The sequence below is a fragment of the Psychrobacter sp. YP14 genome, assembly GCF_003209315.1.
Lineage (GTDB): Bacteria > Pseudomonadota > Gammaproteobacteria > Pseudomonadales > Moraxellaceae > Psychrobacter > Psychrobacter raelei.
In genome coordinates this window covers 867,343-886,984 of record NZ_CP029789.1, presented here as the reverse complement: position 1 = coordinate 886,984, position 19,642 = coordinate 867,343, and the positions used below count along the sequence as shown (strand labels likewise).

At 45.2% G+C, this 19,642-nt stretch carries 15 protein-coding genes; 6 read left to right on the top strand and 9 right to left on the bottom strand.

Going from position 1 to position 19,642, the window contains the following annotated elements:
• The 8 genes from DLE54_RS03800 to DLE54_RS03765 all read right to left on the bottom strand — a co-directional run bounded on the left by DLE54_RS03800 (position 1) and on the right by DLE54_RS03765 (position 10,646).
• Positions 1-2,604 (bottom strand): type I secretion system permease/ATPase, encoded by a 2,604-nt coding sequence (locus DLE54_RS03800; RefSeq protein WP_110816311.1) that lies wholly within the window; start codon positions 2,602-2,604, stop codon positions 1-3.
• 54 nt (positions 2,605-2,658) lie between these two features.
• Complete coding sequence (locus DLE54_RS03795; protein ID WP_110816310.1) at positions 2,659-4,263, bottom strand: TolC family protein; 1,605 nt, start codon at positions 4,261-4,263, stop codon at positions 2,659-2,661.
• Between the two features lie 279 nt (positions 4,264-4,542).
• The gene (locus tag DLE54_RS03790; RefSeq protein WP_110816309.1) at positions 4,543-5,898 is read right to left on the bottom strand and encodes a bifunctional folylpolyglutamate synthase/dihydrofolate synthase; all 1,356 of its coding nucleotides are present in this window, start codon (positions 5,896-5,898) and stop codon (positions 4,543-4,545) included.
• Positions 5,899-6,038: 140 nt separating this feature from the next.
• Positions 6,039-7,013, bottom strand: a complete 975-nt coding sequence (gene accD, locus DLE54_RS03785) for an acetyl-CoA carboxylase, carboxyltransferase subunit beta (RefSeq protein WP_227535515.1) — start codon at positions 7,011-7,013, stop codon at positions 6,039-6,041.
• A gap of 191 nt (positions 7,014-7,204) precedes the next feature.
• Positions 7,205-8,032: a tryptophan synthase subunit alpha gene (gene trpA, locus DLE54_RS03780; protein ID WP_110816308.1), complete on the bottom strand. Its 828-nt coding sequence runs from the start codon at positions 8,030-8,032 to the stop codon at positions 7,205-7,207.
• 71 nt (positions 8,033-8,103) lie between these two features.
• Positions 8,104-9,354 (bottom strand): tryptophan synthase subunit beta, encoded by a 1,251-nt coding sequence (trpB, locus tag DLE54_RS03775; protein WP_110816307.1) that lies wholly within the window; start codon positions 9,352-9,354, stop codon positions 8,104-8,106.
• 184 nt (positions 9,355-9,538) lie between these two features.
• Positions 9,539-9,907: a hypothetical protein gene (locus DLE54_RS03770; RefSeq protein WP_110816306.1), complete on the bottom strand. Its 369-nt coding sequence runs from the start codon at positions 9,905-9,907 to the stop codon at positions 9,539-9,541.
• Positions 9,908-10,007: 100 nt separating this feature from the next.
• Entirely contained in the window at positions 10,008-10,646 is a 639-nt protein-coding gene (locus DLE54_RS03765) for a phosphoribosylanthranilate isomerase (protein WP_110816305.1), read from the bottom strand.
• A gap of 281 nt (positions 10,647-10,927) precedes the next feature.
• Between DLE54_RS03765 and DLE54_RS03760 the strand changes: the two genes are divergently transcribed.
• Positions 10,928-12,583, top strand: coding sequence for a cryptochrome/photolyase family protein (locus DLE54_RS03760; RefSeq protein WP_110816304.1), 1,656 nt, complete (start codon positions 10,928-10,930; stop codon positions 12,581-12,583).
• A gap of 19 nt (positions 12,584-12,602) precedes the next feature.
• Here the strand turns inward: DLE54_RS03760 and DLE54_RS03755 are convergent, their stop codons facing one another.
• Positions 12,603-13,337 (bottom strand): DUF4230 domain-containing protein, encoded by a 735-nt coding sequence (locus tag DLE54_RS03755; protein WP_110816303.1) that lies wholly within the window; start codon positions 13,335-13,337, stop codon positions 12,603-12,605.
• Positions 13,338-13,850: 513 nt separating this feature from the next.
• Here DLE54_RS03755 and DLE54_RS03750 point away from each other — a divergent pair.
• The 5 genes from DLE54_RS03750 (at position 13,851) to DLE54_RS03730 (ending at position 19,578) form a co-directional block, all read left to right on the top strand.
• Positions 13,851-15,581: a proline--tRNA ligase gene (locus DLE54_RS03750; RefSeq protein WP_110816302.1), complete on the top strand. Its 1,731-nt coding sequence runs from the start codon at positions 13,851-13,853 to the stop codon at positions 15,579-15,581.
• Positions 15,582-15,866: 285 nt separating this feature from the next.
• On the top strand, positions 15,867-16,520 hold the full coding sequence (locus DLE54_RS03745; protein ID WP_011960025.1) for a potassium channel family protein: 654 nt from the start codon (positions 15,867-15,869) through the stop codon (positions 16,518-16,520).
• A 99-nt stretch (positions 16,521-16,619) separates the two neighbouring features.
• On the top strand, positions 16,620-17,945 hold the full coding sequence (locus DLE54_RS03740) for a TrkH family potassium uptake protein (protein ID WP_011960024.1): 1,326 nt from the start codon (positions 16,620-16,622) through the stop codon (positions 17,943-17,945).
• A 32-nt stretch (positions 17,946-17,977) separates the two neighbouring features.
• Complete coding sequence (locus tag DLE54_RS03735) at positions 17,978-18,544, top strand: DUF3124 domain-containing protein (RefSeq protein WP_011960023.1); 567 nt, start codon at positions 17,978-17,980, stop codon at positions 18,542-18,544.
• Positions 18,545-18,774: 230 nt separating this feature from the next.
• A complete protein-coding gene (locus DLE54_RS03730; RefSeq protein WP_110816301.1) occupies positions 18,775-19,578 on the top strand; it encodes a DMT family transporter in 804 nt (267 codons plus the stop codon).
• Positions 19,579-19,642: the final 64 nt, after the last annotated feature.

Here is a 19,642-nt window from a genome sequence, read left to right as displayed (position 1 = left end):
CTACTTCTCTTCAGATTTTGGGTTAATGACAATACTACTTTTAACAGCTGTTGATGCCGCTCTTTGGTCTTCAGCGCCAGCTTGGTTGATCTGTGATGTTGACTGTGATTGATTGGTAGTGGCGTTAACATCTGCACTTGGCGTCTGCGTAGCTTTTATCTCAGAGGCCGGTTTAATAACAATCTGCTGATTGGCAGGACGGCTTGGCGCTTGTCCGCTATTGGCGGCATTTATATCATCAACCGCTGGCTTTGGATGTTGCGGCTGACCTGCAGGATCTTGAGACTGAGGGGCGTTCGGCGGCGTTCCTGGCTGGGGCGAATTAGGGCCTTTTGCCGTAGCCTGTATGGCGGCTCTTGGCGCTTGCTGCTGAGTAATTTGCTCATTACTGCCTTGGCGTTTGGCTTGCTCATTTTGCATCAACTGTTTAAGCACGGCCTCTTTTGGCCCATCCATCACAATCTGATGGTTGTCCATAATGATAATGCGATCTACCAAGTCAAGTAGCGCTGTTTTATGAGTCGATACCACCAAAGTCTGACCTTGCTGCAGCTCATGGCGCAGTACCTGCAAGCAGCGCTGTTCTTGACGGTTATCCATAGAAGCGGTCGGCTCATCAATTAATAACACTGATGGCTTAGTAAGTAGCAAACGCGTGAAGGCCACCAGCTGCTTTTGACCACCGGACAGACCTCGGCCGCCTTCACTAATCGGCAAATCCAAGCCGCTTGAGTGGTTCGATACCAGATTAATCAGTCCTGTCTTTTGCAGCGCATCATGGAGCACATCATCATTGGGTGCAGGCATACCGATAAGTAAGTTTTCACGCAGTGTGCCTTGGAACAAGCGGTGATCTTGTTGTAAGTAGCCTACCTGCTCGCTCAGCGATTCACGGCTAATTTGCTGAATATCTAATCCATCTAACAAGATACGTCCTGAGGTGGGTGCGTATAGACCTGAGAGCAGTTTTAATAAAGTAGATTTGCCTGAACCAATGGGGCCTAAAATAGCGATACGCTCCCCAGGCTGAATGACCAGCCTTTTGACACTCACAGCAGGACGATCATTACCGGTGTAATTAAATACCAAGTCATCACACTGATAATGGCCACGGATTTTGGTAGGAGACAACGGATAATTTACCCCATGGTTATCTTGCTCTAGCGCAAAGATAGACTCAATCATGCTTTTTGCAGCCTTGGCATGCGAGTACTGTACCAATAAGTTTGGAATGGCCATAACCGGTGCCAATACACGCCCGCCCAAGATAGAACAGGCAATTAGGCCACCCATTGTCATATCACCGCTCATCACCACAAAAGAGCCGACAATCACAATACCCACATAACTAAACTGCTGCAGCATCTGCGCAAAATAACTTAAATTATCATTGGCGTGTTTCATGTTTAAATCGTTTTTGATGGTGATGTTCATCACATCAAGCCACCGCGATAAAAACTTCCAGCTACCCGCCCCTGCTTTAATGGTTTCAACCCCTTCTACCGTTTCAACCAATAGACCGGTTTTGTAGTAGGAGGCAGAAGCACCTTCAGCGGCAATGGCATCAATACGTTTGCGTGCTGTTAATCCCATAGTAACGGCAATAATAGCGGCAATAATAGGCACCAATGCCACCAAAGGTGAGCCAATATAAGCAATCAACGTGATAAATAATATGGTCATAGGTAAATCAACCAGACCAAATAGAGTACTGGCCGTAAAAAAGCTACGTACCTGCTCATAGCCCCTTAACTGTGCCGCCATAGAGCCTACTGAGCCTGGCATTTGGTCGATACGCACTCGGAGCAGACGCTGAAACACTTCACGTGATAAATACTGATCGAGCCCTACCACCACCTTATCCATGATTTTAGAGCGTGCAAATTTCATGAAAGATTCAAAGATAATAATCAGTGCCACACCACTGGCTAAGATAATCAGCGTATATTGACTTCGGGTCGGAATGACTCGGTCATACACTTGCATTGAGAATAAAGACACCGCTAACGCTAAGAAGTTAATTAAGAAGGAGGCGATAACGGCTTCTATCACGACGCCTTTGTAACGAAACAAATCCTTTTTTAGTAAATCACTAAAGTTGGCGTTGCGCTTTTTGATATGATTTTCTTTTAGACGCAGGCGTAAAACCAGTTTGACTTCATCTAAGCTTGCCGGATGGGTAAAAGCCTCTTGGCGTAGATTCCAAGACCCTTGTGGGCTCTTACCGTCAATAACTCCCCAGCCATATCTGATGTGATACGCCAGAAGCGGTAAAAATGCTGCATCTGGCTGCTGTAAAATCTCTGGAGACTCTTCAATACCTAGACCTCTGAGCACCTCGACAATACCGCCTAAGGTATTGATGCCTCTGCCCTGCTCTATCGCCCGAGAGGTATCATGCTTTCTAATAACATCTTGCAAACGGATATTGTCTACCGGATAGCCTTGCTGGCTTAAAATATGTTTGAGTGCATCGGCCAAAGACTGGGCAGTGGTTAACTGCTGGTCACTACTGACCAACTCACCCAAGCCATCTGTATGGTCCGGTGACGCTCCCGAGCTTTTGGGGCCTAGATTGTTTTCTGGATTTTGATTAGTACTCATAATGACCACTTATAAAAAAATTATTATCTTAAAAAATGCGAGCAGACATTGCTGTTAATTGCCGGAGTTGGCATTAGAGTCGGTATCTACCCTCATTGAATCCGGCGGACTTGGGTCATTTTGCACGGTTTTATCAGTGAACGTAGGCTCATCCAATAAACGACTGTCATTGAGTACAATATAGCCACCTTGATTGAGTTGATGCTGAGCATCAGCCGGCAAGGTAATTTGAATATACTCATCGGGCTGGCCGGCATTAACCACTGTCGGTTGACCGTAGCCGAATTTTTGGGACTGTGGGGTAGTGATGTTTTGAGTGTTCATCCAGTCTTTAACCGGATCGCTGACTTTAAACATTTTTACCGGTTGACGATTTTTGGCAAAAGTCTGCCAAGGCATCAAGCTAAAATCCACTTGTAGCTTATAAAATGCACCCAGAATATCTGATCGGGTCTGGACTAAGCGAATCTGATAATCACTGAGTTCACGCACAGCATTTAGGACCTCAAGCCAGGATTTTCGACCGGCGATAAACTGGCGCTGGTAGGAATCAAGTACAATTTGGGCACCCGCTACTGCCGATACCAAAGACAACTCACGGCTCCGTGCACTGGCAAACTGCTGATACTGTACTTGGATATTTTCCATCACATTACGCTGCGCGGCTTCTTTATTTTGTACCAAGCTATTTACACGTGCTTCAGAGGCGCGCGTTAAGGCAAAGTTTGAAAACCCGGCTCCAGGCTGATAGTTTAAGCCCACATAAAACTGCCCATCATCCTCTTTGTTATCATAATCATAAGTGTGCTTATATTCGGCATACACGGTCGGGTATTTTGAGGCGTTTTGTGCCTTAACCTCTTGTTTGGCCGACTCAATCTGGAAGATTTCTTTTACCACGGATGGGTTGTAGAAGCTGGCATCATTAAATGCCATTTTTTCAAAGCCTGCCGAGGCCGCTTTGGCCTGCTCAACCAAGGTGTTAAGCGGTGGAATGCTGTGCTCACTGCCAGGTGGCAGCGGATGACCTGTAATCTGCTGTAGGCGCGCCTCTGCAATACGCTGCTGTTCCTGCGCGGCTTCATAGGCATTGGTTTCTTGCAAAATACGGTTGGTGACTAAGTCAAGTTCAATACGCGCTGAGACCCCTTGATTGACTCGGCGCTGCATCATCGCCTCAAAATTACGTAATTGGGTGATATTTTGGAGATAGACACGCTGCTGGGCCACTGCATTAATGTAAGTTTGCCAAGCCTCAATGGTGGTTTTGGCCACTTGGTTTTGCTGCTCATAAATATTTTCAACTGCCGCTTTGTCATCAAAAATTGCTTGGTTAACGTTGGCAGTTAAGCGCCCCCCGGTCCATAGTGGCTGGCGTATACCCACTTCAGAGACCAAATCATCATCGGTATTGTAACCCGTTGAGAAGCTGGGTGTGGGTAGCAGGTTAAGCTTGGCGGCATTAATACCTTCGAGGGTCGCCTGTTGCTCAGCTCGAGCTGATCCTACCAAAGGGTGGGTGTCAATAGCTTGAGCAATTAATGAGTTAATTTGAACATCCGTGATGACCGTATTGGCATGAGCTGACCAGCTTGATCCGGTGACTAATAACAAGGCGACCAACAATTTTTTTTTGTATTTATGCGGACTGAACATCATAGTGTATTAACTTATTGGTTGGAAGATAAAGCGATGCAAGCGGGCATGCTTAGGATAAAACTGTCGCGTAATAAGCCCCGACTCTTAAGCCCTACTTATTTTACACAACAATTCAATACTACTACATTATATCAACACATATTAGTTATTTTATAAACTGTTTCTAAATTAATTTCGAAATTTAATAGGAATAAATAGTTAAGATATTAAGGAGATAAAAAAAGCGCAGTGCCTATATGACGCGCTGCGCTTTTGTGAGTGACTCATAACTTATCGATATTATACCAAGGGCTGTAGCACCTCTCCTATGGTGTGAAAAGATCCACAAACCAAGATAAGATCTTCAGGATAAGTGGTTGCGGCAACTGCTTCACCAATAACGGACAAACGCTCATAGGTAATAATGGCGCTTTGCTGATGCTGCTTGAGCACGTCAATAAGCTCAGAAACATGTGCTGCCCGCGGATGGTCAATCTCAGCCAGATGCCAAGTGTGAATCGGTAGGTTTGAGTTAACCAGTAATTCGACCACATGGCTGATGTCTTTATCAGCCAGCATAGAGAACACCAAATGCAACTTAGCCGTAGGATAACGGGCTTTATGTTGCTGCCACAAAGGCACAAACTGACTGAGTAAAAAGCTCATACCACGCTCATTATGAGCCACATCAAATAACCAATGACGACCCAGCAAGTCGCGAGCATCGAAGCGGCCAGCTAAGGTAACTTTTGCTAATGCCGCCTCAATATCTGCCGCCTCAATTTTTAATGGAGAGGCTAAAAGTGCCGCCACGGCATTGGTAGTATTTACCAATGACAGCTTGGGTATAGGCAATTGCATAGTCACAGCAGCACCACTAAACTGCCAGTGCGCCTCTAAGTCTGACTGTGATAAGCCAGACCGGCCTGAGTCTGGCAAGATAAAATCATAGTCTTTGCCCACCTGAAAACAAGGACAATTTAAGGCCTCAACTTGACTGCGCACCGAGTGCGGCATGTCTGTCTCACCGTAGATGAGCGGCACGCCCTCACGCAAGATACCTGCTTTTTCAAAGCCAATCTTCTCACGCGTATCCCCCAGCCAGTCCACATGGTCAATACCAATATTGGTAATCACAGCCAAATCAGCATCAATAATATTCACCACATCTAAGCGGCCACCTAGTCCCACCTCTAATACCCAAACATCGCAATGGGCCTCGGCAAAAATGAGCATGGCTGCAAGCGTGGTCATCTCAAAAAATGACAAGGTCAAATCACAAGCCAGCCGCGCCTGCTCAACTTGATAAAACGCATCGATAAGTACTTGGTCACCAACTGGCTTGCCATCAATACGCACCCGCTCATTAAAATCAATTAAATGCGGCGATTGATAAAGCGCGGTTTTGTAGCCGGCCTGCTGACACACTGCGCTAATAACCGCAGTTGTTGAGCCCTTGCCATTGGTACCTGCAACCATAAAAACATAGGCATCTTCTTTGGCAGACTTTACCAAGCCCAATCGCTCAGCGACAGGCAGCACTCGAGACAAACCCATATCAATGGCGGATACATGGATTTGCTGCATATAATAAATCCAATCTGACAAAGGACTGGTCAACGTGGGTGCATTAACATCGTTAATTTGTGGGGTCATAGAGGGTATGCTCACAATATCTCTTCGCTCAAAAATAGATAAGCAACCCTTAGCGTTTAAGGGCTGCTTATAAGAATACAATCCTAGGTGCTAAATAACTTATATCACACATCCATATAAGCTATCTAACTTGACTAAGCTTACACGTGGGTCAGCTTAGCCAATAGGCGATATACAGTGTCATTCATCTGATGGCGATGTACCACCTGATCAATGACCCCATGCTCAAGCAAGTACTCTGCACGCTGGAATGGCTCCTCTAGCGTCTCACGTACGGTTTGCTCAATCACTCGCTTACCAGCAAAACCAATCATAGCCTTAGGCTCAGCGATATGAATGTCACCTAACATGGCTAAGGAGGCCGTTACGCCGCCATAAACTGGGTTGGTCAATACCACGATATAAGGAATACCGGCTAAGCGTAAGCGCTCAATGGCCGCAGAAGTACGCGCCATTTGCATTAAAGACAGTACGCCTTCTTGCATGCGTGCCCCGCCAGAGGCGGCAAAACAAATCAGTGGGGCTTTATTGGTCAACGCCACTTCAGCCGCTTGTACGAATCTATCGCCCACTACCGAGCCCATCGAGCCGCCCATAAAGCGAAAATCAAAGGCACAAGCCACCACATCCATATCACGCAGCTTACCTTGTAACACGATGAGCGCTTCGGTTTCCCCAGTTTTTGTTTGCATTTGTTCCATGCGCTGTGGATAGGGCTTACTGTCCACAAACTTCAAAGGGTCACTGGCACTAAACTCTTGACCCAATTCGGCCTCTACATGATCCAAAAAGCCAGTCAAACGCTCACGGGCAGTCATGGCCAAATGATGGTCACAGTGAGGACACACATAAGCATTAAAAATAAGTGCTGTATTGGTAATCATCGAGTGACACTGTGGGCACTCAGTGGAGGGCTCAGTCTCTACTGCGGTCAATTGCGGCAGACTATTGCGCTTAACGGTAGGTATAGGTCGCGACAGCCAAGACTCACTTTGACCCGATTGAGCGGCATGGATTTCACGTTGAATTTCTAACTCAGCTTCCTTGCCGGCCACAGGTCTATTAGAGGGAGGGTTAGACGAGCTGTTAGATAGGTCATTATTATTTTTTGTCATAGATAAATCTGATGTAGTTATAAAAAGGTTTAAAAAAAGAAAGAGGGTTTTACCCTCAAGCAGTATACCGTTAACCTTGATACAATCAAGTATAACGTCAACAAAATCTCAACAAATATCAGGTTTTCAAATGGCGTAAATAACGCCAAACACTTAGCGGTTTGGCGCTCAAAGAGGTTTAGCGGTTATCATTAAGCACTTAGGGCGTCTAACGCTTGACGCAGTTCATCCATTTTGGTCATTATGTTGGCTTGAGCAGTGGCAATATCCTCAGCACGTGAAGTGTGGCTCAGTCCGCTAAAGTTCTTCACCAGCTCACTGCCCACAATCACCCCATCTGCATACTGACCAATGGCCGCAGCAGACTGCCCATCGCGGATACCAAAGCCGACACAGATGGGTAAATTGGTTTCTTGCTTGATGGCCTGCACCTGCTCACCGACCGCTTGGGTATCTAAGCTTGCTGAGCCGGTCACCCCTTTAAGCGATACATAATAAATATAGCCGCCGCAGTGGGTCATTACTTGCTTACGGCGCTCAGGCAAGGTGGTCGGTGATAATAAGAAAATCTTATTTATATCATGGGCCGCCAAGCGCTCAACAAAATTACCTGATTCAGCAGGCGGTAGATCCACGACCAACACCCCATCGACCCCTGATTCGTGACACAAGGCAATAAAGGCCTCATAACCGATAATCTCAATCGGATTGAGATAACCCATTAAGATAATGGGCGTGCTGATGTCTTGTTCACGGAATTTTTTGACCATAGCCAGCGCCTGATGGGTACTGGTACCGCCTGCTAAGGCGCGCTCACCAGCCAATGCCACAGTCGGGCCATCCGCCATTGGGTCTGAAAATGGCAATCCCACTTCAATCATATCGGCCCCATGTTTTACTAAATCATGCAGTAAGTCCACGAAGCTATTTGGGGAAGGGTCACCGGCCATAACATAAGGGATTAGGGCTTTTTTGTTTTGCGCTTTTAAGGTCTCAAAGGTGCTTTCAATTCGAGTCATGATGGTCTCTTAACATATAAGGTGATAACTGCTGCGGGCCTATAACACGCCCGCTGTATTAAATAATTGGCTTAAAGCTCAATGCCTTCAGCCTTCATTACCGAGTGCAAATCCTTATCACCACGGCCTGACATATTGACGATGATGCTCTGCTCAGGACTCATGGTTTTGGCAAGCTGTAAGGCATAAGCGACCGCGTGCGAGGACTCAAGCGCCGGAATAATACCTTCTTTTCGGGTCACTTCATGAAAACCATGTAGCGCCTCTTTATCAGTACAGCCCACATACTCTACCCGCTTCACATCTTTTAAGAAGCTGTGCTCAGGGCCCACGCCCGGATAATCAAGGCCTGCTGAGATTGAATGCGTCTCTAGGATCTGACCGTCATCATCGGCCATCAGATAAGTGCGATTGCCATGCAACACCCCGACGCGGCCTGCCGCTAGCGGCGCTGAGTGACGGCCGGTTTCGATACCATCACCTGTGGCCTCTACGCCATACATTTTGACATCGGTATCATTTAAGAACTCATAGAACAGACCAATAGCATTGGATCCGCCGCCCACACAGGCGACAAGTGCATCAGGCAGTTTGCCGGTTTTCTCTAGATGCTGCAGACGCGCCTCTTTACCAATGATGGCCTGAAAATCACGCACCAATAGTGGATATGGATGCGGGCCGGCAACCGTCCCAATAATATAATAAGTGGTATCAACATTGGTCACCCAATCACGCATCGCCTCGTTCATCGCATCTTTTAGCGTCCGTGAACCAGACTCAACCGCCACCACTTTAGCCCCAAGCAGACGCATACGATACACGTTCATTTTTTGACGCTCGACGTCATCTGCGCCCATATAAATAATACACTCAAGTCCTAACCGTGCTGCAATCGTCGCTGTTGCCACGCCATGTTGACCCGCACCGGTCTCGGCAATAATACGTTTTTTGCCGCTCATCTTAGCCAGTAGCGCCTGACCGATGGTGTTGTTTACTTTGTGCGCGCCGGTGTGGTTTAAATCTTCACGCTTAAAATAAATCTGCGCGCCGCCAATCTCATCACTCAAACGCTTGGCATGATAAAGCGGCGTTGGACGACCCACATAATTGACTAAGTCATTGTGGTACTCCTGCCAAAATGCAGGGTCTTGTTTGACTTGATAATATAAGGTCTCAAGCTCCTCTAGTGCCGCCATAAGGGTCTCTGATACGAAGCGGCCGCCATGGATACCAAAGTGACCACTGGCATCGGGATACTGGTTATAGTCTACTGTTGTGTCGTCCGTTTGATCATTATGCGGAACATTTTCAAAATTATTCATAAATCGTCACTCACCCTGTTTTATTATTTATTAAATTAATACTCTAGTGTAATAGCTTTAAATATAGCCTGTTTTTTTATTTGTCATCACAATCTATTTCAGCGTCATAGCATCATCACGTGTCAACCATAATCTGCGGTCTTTTGACCTTGATGGTAATGCCCTGACACGTACATTGGCACCGCTATTTATTGAAACCTTGTCTTCTTTGTTCAGAAATCAGACCCATCGAATACACATCAGCTAAAAACTCCTCTCTATCATCTATTCCAGGCTTAATTTGGCGAATAAATCCAGCAAAATCATAATCAATACGTTTTAATAATGACTTTTTAAGTGTTTTAGCCAAATCTTGTGATTCCGGAAAATCATGACACAGAACATAGACGACAAAATCAATAATAAAGACTTCTATATCTGAAAACCCTGTTTCAAAATCATATAGCGTATATCCTAAAATAGACTCATAACCGTTAGCACCTTGAGGTTTATCAAGCAAATATGAATAAAAGCTATCTAAGACCATATGTCTAATTTCAATGTAACTTACCATTTAGTGGCTTACTCCTGAGTTAAGACAGCTCAATAAAAGGCAAACGGTTGATTTAACTGACTACTTAGCTGCTTACTGAGTAGTTGCTTACTGAGTAGGTTTAACGAACCGCCCTAACAAAGGCCGCCATCTTGCCCGCATCTTTGATACCCTTTGCCGACTCAATGCCACCGCTTACATCCACAGCCTGTATCGGTAAACTCTGATTAATAACCTCACCCACATTCTGCGGTGTTAATCCGCCTGCCAAAATAATCGGCAAACTAGCATCTTTTGGAATGAGTGACCAATCAAAGCGCTCCCCTGTTCCGCCATACGCCTGTTTGTGATACGCATCAAGTAAGATACTGCTGGCACCGGCTTGTGCAAAGGCGCCAATCTGGGCTCGAATCGAGTCAGGCGTATCTTGCTCTTTATTAATACGAAGTGCTTTAATCCAGCGTTTGTTCACAGCTTGGGCTAGTGACTGACACTGCTCTGGCGTCTCATCACCATGAAACTGAATCACATCAAAAGTAGCAGTATTAGCAAGCTCAATCAGCGCGTCTTTATTCATATTGACAACCAATGCCACCACACTAACAAAAGCAGGGATATGCTGCATCAGCTCACTTGCCTGCATGGCGGTCACTGCTCGAGGGCTTGGCGGATAAAACACAAAACCCAAAGCATCAGCGCCAACTGCCACTGCTTGCTTAACATCTTGTATTTGGGTAAATCCGCAAAACTTTATCTGCATCGCGCCCTCATTGATTTATCTGCTTTAGTCAATTGATGATCTTTTATTCATTAGTAGGTTGAATTGATTTAACAGACTTAATTGACTTAATATACTTGTTTTCTTAACGTGATTAAACGGTTTTTATCACTCACTTATCCTATCATACTTTTCATAGCGATTATCACGCCCTCTGTTACTGCTTAGACAGTCAAAATTTGAGCTTAAATTCTGTGCCATGACTGTGCTATTGCCACTATCGCCTCTCCACTTGCGCACCACACAATATCAAGGATAAAAACATGTCTCACTCTTATAAAGTATCGGCGCTTATGTGGTTTCGTCGTGACCTACGCTTGCATGACAATACCGCATTGACGCTTTTGCTAGATCAAGTTGTGCAAGCCTCACAACACACAGAGTCCTGTCTTCAAGCTGTGTTTGTGATGACCCCAAAGCAGTGGCTTGCTCATGACATGTCTATCTCACAGGTTGACTTGATGATGCGTACCCTGACGCATTTAACAAATGACTTAAATCATAAGCTAGGTATGAAGCTATCGGTATTACAAGCTGAGTCGTATTCAGATAGTATTGATGTTATCGAAGCTTTTTGTGTCGACAATCATATTACCCATGTGGGCTGTAACTATGAGTATGAAGTCAATGAGCAGCAGCGTGATACCGCATTAGCAAAGCGGCTGTCTAAACTTAATATTAAATTTAATCAATACCACGACCAATGTATCTTGCCGCCCAATACCATCAAAACCGGTGATGATACCCTGTATAAAGTCTTCACCCCATTTTATAAAAAATGGCAGCAGACATTAGAGATAAGCCCCCCTGTTTTGTATGATACTAACAGCTTAGCTGAGGGTGATATCAAACAGAAATTAACCGACTTAAACATCAATCAAGCTTCGACAGATACAAGCAGCACTCAACATACCAGCTCGATGCAATCTATAAAAGACAGTCATCAATCTGTACTACAGCGCTTTACATCCCATTATCAGCTCTCAGAGAATAATGCTGAAACGATACCGATACTTGAGTCAGCTAGAGCGGCCTACCCTGCCGGTGAGCAAGCCGCGATAGACCGGCTAAATGGCTTTGTGCAACAAGACATTGAAGAATATGGCATAACGCGTGATCAGCCTGCCTTGATGGGCACCAGTCAGCTGTCAGCCTATCTAACGCTAGGAATGATTAGCCCGCGCTTATGCTATCTAACCGCCGACGCAAGACTAGAATCTAAAAGCTTTGCAGACGAAAATCTTGCAGACAGTGAATCAGAGCTTGAAATATTTGAGAATAACAGCAAAAGTGATGTCGAGCGCTGGATAAGTGAGCTGGCTTGGCGTGACTTTTATCGTCATGTGATTGTCGATAGACCTGACATCGTCAAAGGCGCTGCTTATAAAAAGGACACTGACAATAAGCTAAACTGGTCATACGATAACGATGACTTTCAAGCGTGGTGTCAAGGGATGACAGGGGTGCCGCTTATCGATGCAGCCATGCGCTGCCTGAATCAAACTGGCTTTATGCACAATCGACTGCGTATGGTGACTGCGATGTTTTTGACCAAAGATTTGTTTATTGATTGGCGCTTAGGCGAGCGTTATTTTATGCAAAATCTGATTGATGCAGACTTTGCGTCTAACAATGGCGGCTGGCAATGGAGCGCTTCAACAGGCACCGATGCAGCGCCCTACTTTCGTATCATGAACCCGTTTAGCCAAGCCAAAACGCATGATAAGGATGCCATTTTTATTAAAAGCTGGCTACCTGAGCTTAAAGACATACCGGCTAATATACTGCATGATGAAAACAAACTGCGTAAAGCCCTTAGCAAACAAGGCGCGTTTGCTCATGTTAACTACCCTCTACCTATGGTAGAACACAAACAAGCGCGCCGTTATGCCATTGAGCAGTTTAAGGCTCGTGGCTAACTAAGGTTATAAGTGTCAACTACTGCATCGGCTGACAGGCACCGGCACCTTGAGTGGTCACACTAACATCAGCACCGGTCATAGAAAATAACTGCTGCATCTCTTTTTTGGCATTGTCTTCAGCTTGCTGCATTACCCCATCAGCACAGGCGCGCTTTAGCACCTCGGCCTTGGCGCTGGCTTGAGCTTGTGCCAAAATCTCAGGCTCTGCTTTTATCATGCCGAATAAGCCGCCTGATTTCCAATCATAAACATCAATGTCATCTAAGTACACGGTGAATATCTGAGCCGGTGGCAAGGTAATCATGATATTGGGCATTAAGGTAATGGGCACATCGCTATTGCCTTGTGCCTCGGCAGTGGCCTGAGCTTTGGCGATTTGTTCTGCACTTGGATCACTCACCTGTACCATCTCTGGGCTAAGCTCGCTCAGATCCACACCCGCCACCACTCGGCCACGCGCGATAAACAGCCCCTTTTGCTGGTCTTGCCACAAGCGTTGCCAACTGCCTGGCTGCTCACTGGTAATCACCGTATCGACATTATAAGCCACGGTCTCAAGACGGTTGAGCTGTTGAATCTTACTCACCACCCCGTCACGGCTTACAGTCTGAATCTTGGGGGCGCTGTCTTGATGAAACCGCTGCCATAACAAGACACTTATTAAAATAATTAATAGTAAAAACAAAAGCTTAAACAGTACGCCACTGCTTTTAGCCGCTTTGTTAGACTGGGTATGCACAGTATTGCTCATAAAGAATCTCTCATAGGGTTATTATTTAGATGTTATTTGAATGTTATTTGGCTGAAATTGGCTTTGCCACGGCTATAATATGTCGTATTTCGAGGCATTTTGAGTGACGCTATTGTTGATTGAACTGTTTTTAATCAAAACCGTTAAGTCGTTCTCTAAATATAGCCAATAAATAAGTGTGTGTCTGTTGTATTAAAGGGGTAATGCCTTTTAAGTTTGAGGCAGATCTGGCGGAAATTGACCCAAAATGCTGCTAAAATTTGTCTAAATCCAGTTAGACGTCAAAAAAGGATTGCGTCACAGCCCGACTTTACCTAACATAGTCAGGCTATCGCTATGATTTTTCCTTATTATCATTGAACACCGTAATACCCGCCTAAATACTGGTTATCAGCCATCAACAGACGGGCGTTATTGACGGTGCTTTTTTTGTTCAAATTTATTTTGATTTTTTTTGAGTTAACTTTTATCGTTAACCACCCTTTAACTACATTGAGTAAAGTCGAGTCAGTTATGAGAGCCAGCCAGTTTTTATTTGCTACCCTAAAAGAAACCCCAAGTGATGCCGATATCGTATCAAGCCAACTTATGCTCAGAGCCGGACTTATCCGCAAGTTGGCTTCAGGCCTATATGTGTGGCTACCGATGGGACTTAAGGTGCTGCAAAAAGTTGAAAAAATTGTGCGCGAAGAGATGCAAAATATTGGCGGCCAAGAGGTCTTGATGCCAATGACTCAGCCAGCTGAGCTGTGGCAAGAGTCAGGACGTTTTGAGGATTATGGTCCTGAGCTACTGCGCTTTACCGATCGTCACAACCGTGATTTCGTGCTGGGCCCCACCCACGAAGAGGTGATCACTGATTTGGCCCGCGGTGAGCTGCGCAGCTATAAGCAACTGCCAGTGACCTTTTTCCAAATCCAAGGTAAGTTCCGTGATGAGATTCGTCCTCGCTTTGGTATCATGCGCGCCCGCGAATTCACCATGAAAGATGCCTACTCTTTTCATGTAGATCAAGCCTCATTAGAGGTAACCTATCAACAAATGTATGATGCCTATACCCGCATTTTTCAACGTTTGGGATTAAATTTCCGTGCGGTATTGGCCGATACTGGCTCTATTGGTGGCTCAGCCTCACACGAGTTCCATGTACTGGCCGGCAGTGGTGAAGATGCCATCGCTTTTTCTGATGGCTCAGACTATGCAGCCAACGTTGAGCTGGCAGAAGCCATTTGTACCGATGAGCGCGCGGCGCCCACTCAAGACAAACAAAATGTCTCAACGCCTAAGATTCAAACCAATGAAGAATTGGCTAAATTCCTAGACATTCCTCTACACACTACGGTAAAAACCTTAGTGGTCAAAGGTCATCGCATTAATGAAGATGGCTCTGAGGGAGATGAGCAGTTGGTGGCGCTGGTTGTGCGTGGCGACCATACCTTAAATGAGATTAAAGCTGAAAAAATCGCTGAAGTGGCCACACCACTTACCTTCGCTACCGAAGAGGAGATGAAAGCGGCCGGCCTCAAAAAAGGCTTTATTGGGGTAGACTTAGATATGCCGGTTTATGTTGACCGTGCTGCCGCTGCTTTGAGTGACTTTGTGTCAGGGGCCAATGAATATGACATGCACACCACCGGTATGAACTGGGAGCGTGATGCCACTATCACTGACGTCGTCGATATCCGTAACGTGGTCGAGGGTGATGCCTCTCCAGATGGAAAAGGCACCCTTAGTATCAAACGTGGTATTGAAGTGGGCCATATTTTCCAGCTGGGTGACAAATACTCAAAAGCGCTAAACTGCACTGTCATGGGTGAAGATGGTAAGCCTGTGACCTTAATGATGGGCTGTTATGGTATTGGTGTTAGCCGTATTATCGCAGCGGCTATTGAACAAAACCATGATGACAACGGTATCATTTGGGCCAAAACACCGGATATAAAAGACTCTATTGCACCTTTTGATATTGCCATTGTGCCGATGAAATCAAAAGAGGACACAGTGATGCAAACTGCTGAAGCGTTATATGAAGAGCTTAAAGCGAAAGGCTTAAATGTTATCTTAGATGACCGTAATGAGCGTCCTGGGGTGAAGTTTGCTGACCTTGAGCTTATCGGTATTCCGCACCGCATCGTGGTCTCAGATCGCAACTTAGCAGAAGACAAATATGAATATGTAGACCGCCGTGATGGCGAGAAGCAGCTACTAAGCCGTGAAGAGCTACTGGCTAAAGTTAGCCTGTAATCTCTAACACTGTTTGGCTGCTGACACATTATTTACAAGGTATCCCTTAGTCGTTTTAAAAAAGAATCCCAAAAACTTGGGATTCTTTTTTTGTCGTCTATTTATTATATTTGGTAACTTAACTTTTCTTGTTGGTTATTATTAAGAAACTTTAGGAGTATAATTCTCCGAAAAATATAGTACTCTTAATAAGCACTATAAATTATTAATCTAAGCTAAAGCTCTGTGAAATCTACCGTACAGAACTGGATTGGCTATTGAGCCATGGCTATATAGAGGTAACTTATGCAATTTGCTGTTATAGGACTGGGTGTATTTGGTCGCGCTTGTGCTTTTGAATTACAAAGCCAAGGCAATGAAGTGCTCGGTATCGATATGGATGAGAACGAGGTCAATAAGGTCAGTGACATCTTAAGCCACTCGGTGATTGCTGATGCCACAGATATTGATACCTTAAAGGAGCTCAATCTTAGCCAGTTTGATGGGGTTATTGTCAGTATCGGTGAGGATTTAGAAGCCAGTTTATTGTGTACCCTCAATCTAATTAAGCTGCCGGTCCAGAATCTTTGGGTAAAAGCCAAGACTGATGCCCATCATGATATTCTAGACAGCCTTGGTGTGACCAACATCATCCATCCGGAACAGGATATGGGTATCCGTATTGCTCAGGCTATGGCCTATCCTATGATGAAGCAGTACTTATCGCTGGGTAATGATGAGTTTTTGGTACGTATTGATGTCCCCGAGCAATTGCGGCCCATCACTGTGGGCAAAATCAAAAGCCGTCACCCAGACACCTCTTTGCTGCTGATTATTCGTGATAATCATGTAGAGCGTAATTTTGACAGTGATACGGTGATTCAATATCCGGACCGGTTGGTGTATACCGGCTTGGTCAGTGACCTTAAGTATCTCTCAAAGTCGTTTATTCAAAGCTAATTGTGCTCTTATGCCTGTCTGCTGATGCTCGTCATCGGCACCGGCTATCGTGAATAAAGATACGACCCTATAAAACAACTGAGGTCTAAAGCAACCATCATGCCGTCAACGCCTACCAAACTCTTATCCTCACCGCCGGCCATTTTAGCCACAGGCTTTTTATTACTCATTACGCTTGGCACTTGTTTATTAAAGCTCCCTGCTGCGACCATTAACTCAGTGTCTTGGCTACAGGCAGCCTTCACTGCCACCTCTGCGGTGACCGTAACCGGACTCTCCATCGTAGATACGGCCAATTACACCCATTTAGGACAGGTGGTTATCGCCATACTCATTCAGCTTGGGGGGCTTGGGTTCATGACTTTCGCGGTATTTGCTTTTTTAAGCTTACAGCGCCGGCTAAACCTAGTCGGACAAAAAATCGCCCGTGAAGCATTTGCTGAGACCAGTTTTGGTAATATCACCACCACTGCCAAATCCGTTATTACCATTGCGTTGTCGGTAGAGCTGTTAGGTTTTATTGCCCTAAGCATCGCCTTTGTCCAAGAAATGCCATTATCTGATGCGTTATATCACGGGTTTTTTTATACCGTCTCAGCGTTTAATAATGCAGGCTTTGCACTTACTAGTGATAACCTAACGGGCTATGTGGACAACAAAGCCATTAATTTTATTATCACCAGTTTAATCATTATCGGTGGTCTAGGCTTTATTGTTATTAAAGACTTGATAGACCACCGCAGCTGGCACAAGATCAGCGTCAATACCAAGGTGGTGGTTGGCACAACTATTGGGCTAAACCTTGTCGCCTTTGTGCTATTTTGGCTACTGGAACACAATAATCCGAATACCTTTGGCCACTTAAGCCTTAGTGATCAACTGACCGCAGCTTGGTTCCAAGCCATTACCCCAAGAACGGCTGGATTTAACACCATACCGATTGAGCAGCTGACCGATGCCAGTACACTACTGACCATGTTTTTGATGTTTATTGGCGGCGGCTCTCTCTCTACCGCCAGTGGTATTAAGATTGGTACCTTTGTTATTTTAATCTTAACCACGTGGGCATTTTTGCGTCAACGTGATCATGTGATTATCTTTAAGCGCCGTATTCCCGATCGTCTGGTGCGCAAATCACTGGCTTTGATTAGCATTACTATGATGCTAATATTTATGAGTGTGTTTATCTTGTCTGTGGTGGAAGCGGAGCACTCTTTAGAAGATGTCTTATTTGAAGTGGTCTCAGCACTAAGTACCGTGGGACTGACCCGAGGACTAACCACACAATTGAGTCATACCGGTGAGGTGGTGATTATGTTTATGATGTTCGCAGGCCGCGTAGGTCCGCTAACCTTAGCTTATCTTATTGCCATGCCAAAAAGCTCGCGGATACATTATCCTGAAACCAACGTCTTGGTGGGTTAACCTCAAGCGTTGGGACTATCACAAGGAGCGTTATGAAAATATTATCAGCGTTAGCTACCTTATTGCTTATTACTGGCTTAAGTGCTTGTAATGCACCCGAGCATGACCCCAATATTTTATACAGCGACGAGCACAAAGATCCTATAAAACAGCTTGAGATAGATAAAGTTCCTGCTGGTAATATGCCTTACCAAAAGCTGTTTTATGTGCCGGTATACTCCAATATCTATGTGGATGAGGACAATCCTAAAGTAATGCTTTCAGCCACTTTAAGCATCCGTAATACCAGCTTAAGCCATAAGATTTATATCACCAAAATTGATTACTACAATACCAAAGGCGACTATGTCCGCCCTTATCTCACCAAGTCCATAGAGCTGCCGCCCATGGGCACACTCAACTATATCGTTGAAAAGCTTGATGACACCGGTGGTGATGGTGCCAACTTCGTGGTGGCGGTTGAAAGTAGTGAGAAAAAAACCAAACCTTTGGTTGAGACCATTATGATCGGCACCTTTAGCAATAAAGGATTCTCCTTCACCGGCCAGGCCACTACCATTGAAGACTCTGGTGGTAAAAACTACTTCGGCACCAAATAACAACATCAGCATCAGTTAGCATCAGCCAGCCCCAATCCTAATATTGGGGCTGTCTTGTTTGTTAGGCTTAACTTGCCCACCCTTTTGCAAAGTCTTCATAGCAAAGTCATCAGAAAATGCTTGCCAGTGGTACAATAACGGTTTTTATGACTTGATATAGTACTATGATAAAAATAAAGTATGGGTTAGGTTCGGCGTGGATGATTGTGGCGGCCTTCTTATTTGCCTAAATGAGTATTTTGGTAAAAAATGCAGGCACAAAGCTGGGTATGCATCTTTATGAGTTGGCCTTTTGGCGATCGCTTTTACCGGCGCTGATGATTTTTTGTGGCACCCTAGTACGTGGGCAAACCCTAAAAACCCCTTTTTTTGTGGGGCATATCAAGCGTAGCGTCGCCGGTACAACCGCTTTATTATTATCTTTTTATGGGTTAAGCCAGCTGCCTTTAGCGACCTCGGTTACCCTAAACTATACCTCAGTGGTATTCATCGCTATTTTATCTATTGTCTGGCTAAAAGAGACGCCATCGATAAAGACATGGACGGCGCTATTGATGGGCTTAGGCGGTATTTGCTTAATGTTGCAACCTGCCTTTGAGTCGGACCGATTAATTGAAACCCTAATCACTCTAAGTGGTGGCATTTTTACCGCTTTTGCTCTATTACAAGTGCGGGCATTGTCTTTTATGGGCGAGCCGGCTTGGCGTATTGTGTTTTATTTCTCGGCAGTCGCAGCGGCAATTTCGGCAGTATTGGCAACTTGGATAGGATGGCACAGCTTAACTGTAGAGAGCTTACCTTATATTCTGGGCATTGGCGGTGCAGGATTATTGGCACAGCTGGCAATGACTCATGCCTATCATGTTGGCCAAAAATTTACGGTGGCGGCGTTGTCTTATCTGACCGTGGTATTTGCAGCCATTTATGGGGTAGTTTTTGCCGGTGAAACCATTGGTCTACTAGAGATCTTAGGTATTGTGGCGGTAATCTTAGCAGGGATGGTGAGTAGCTTGCCCGAAAAAACCGCACAGTAACTCTGTACCAATATTACGCGCTTATACTGGTTACTTATATTAGCCACTTATATTAGTTACTTAT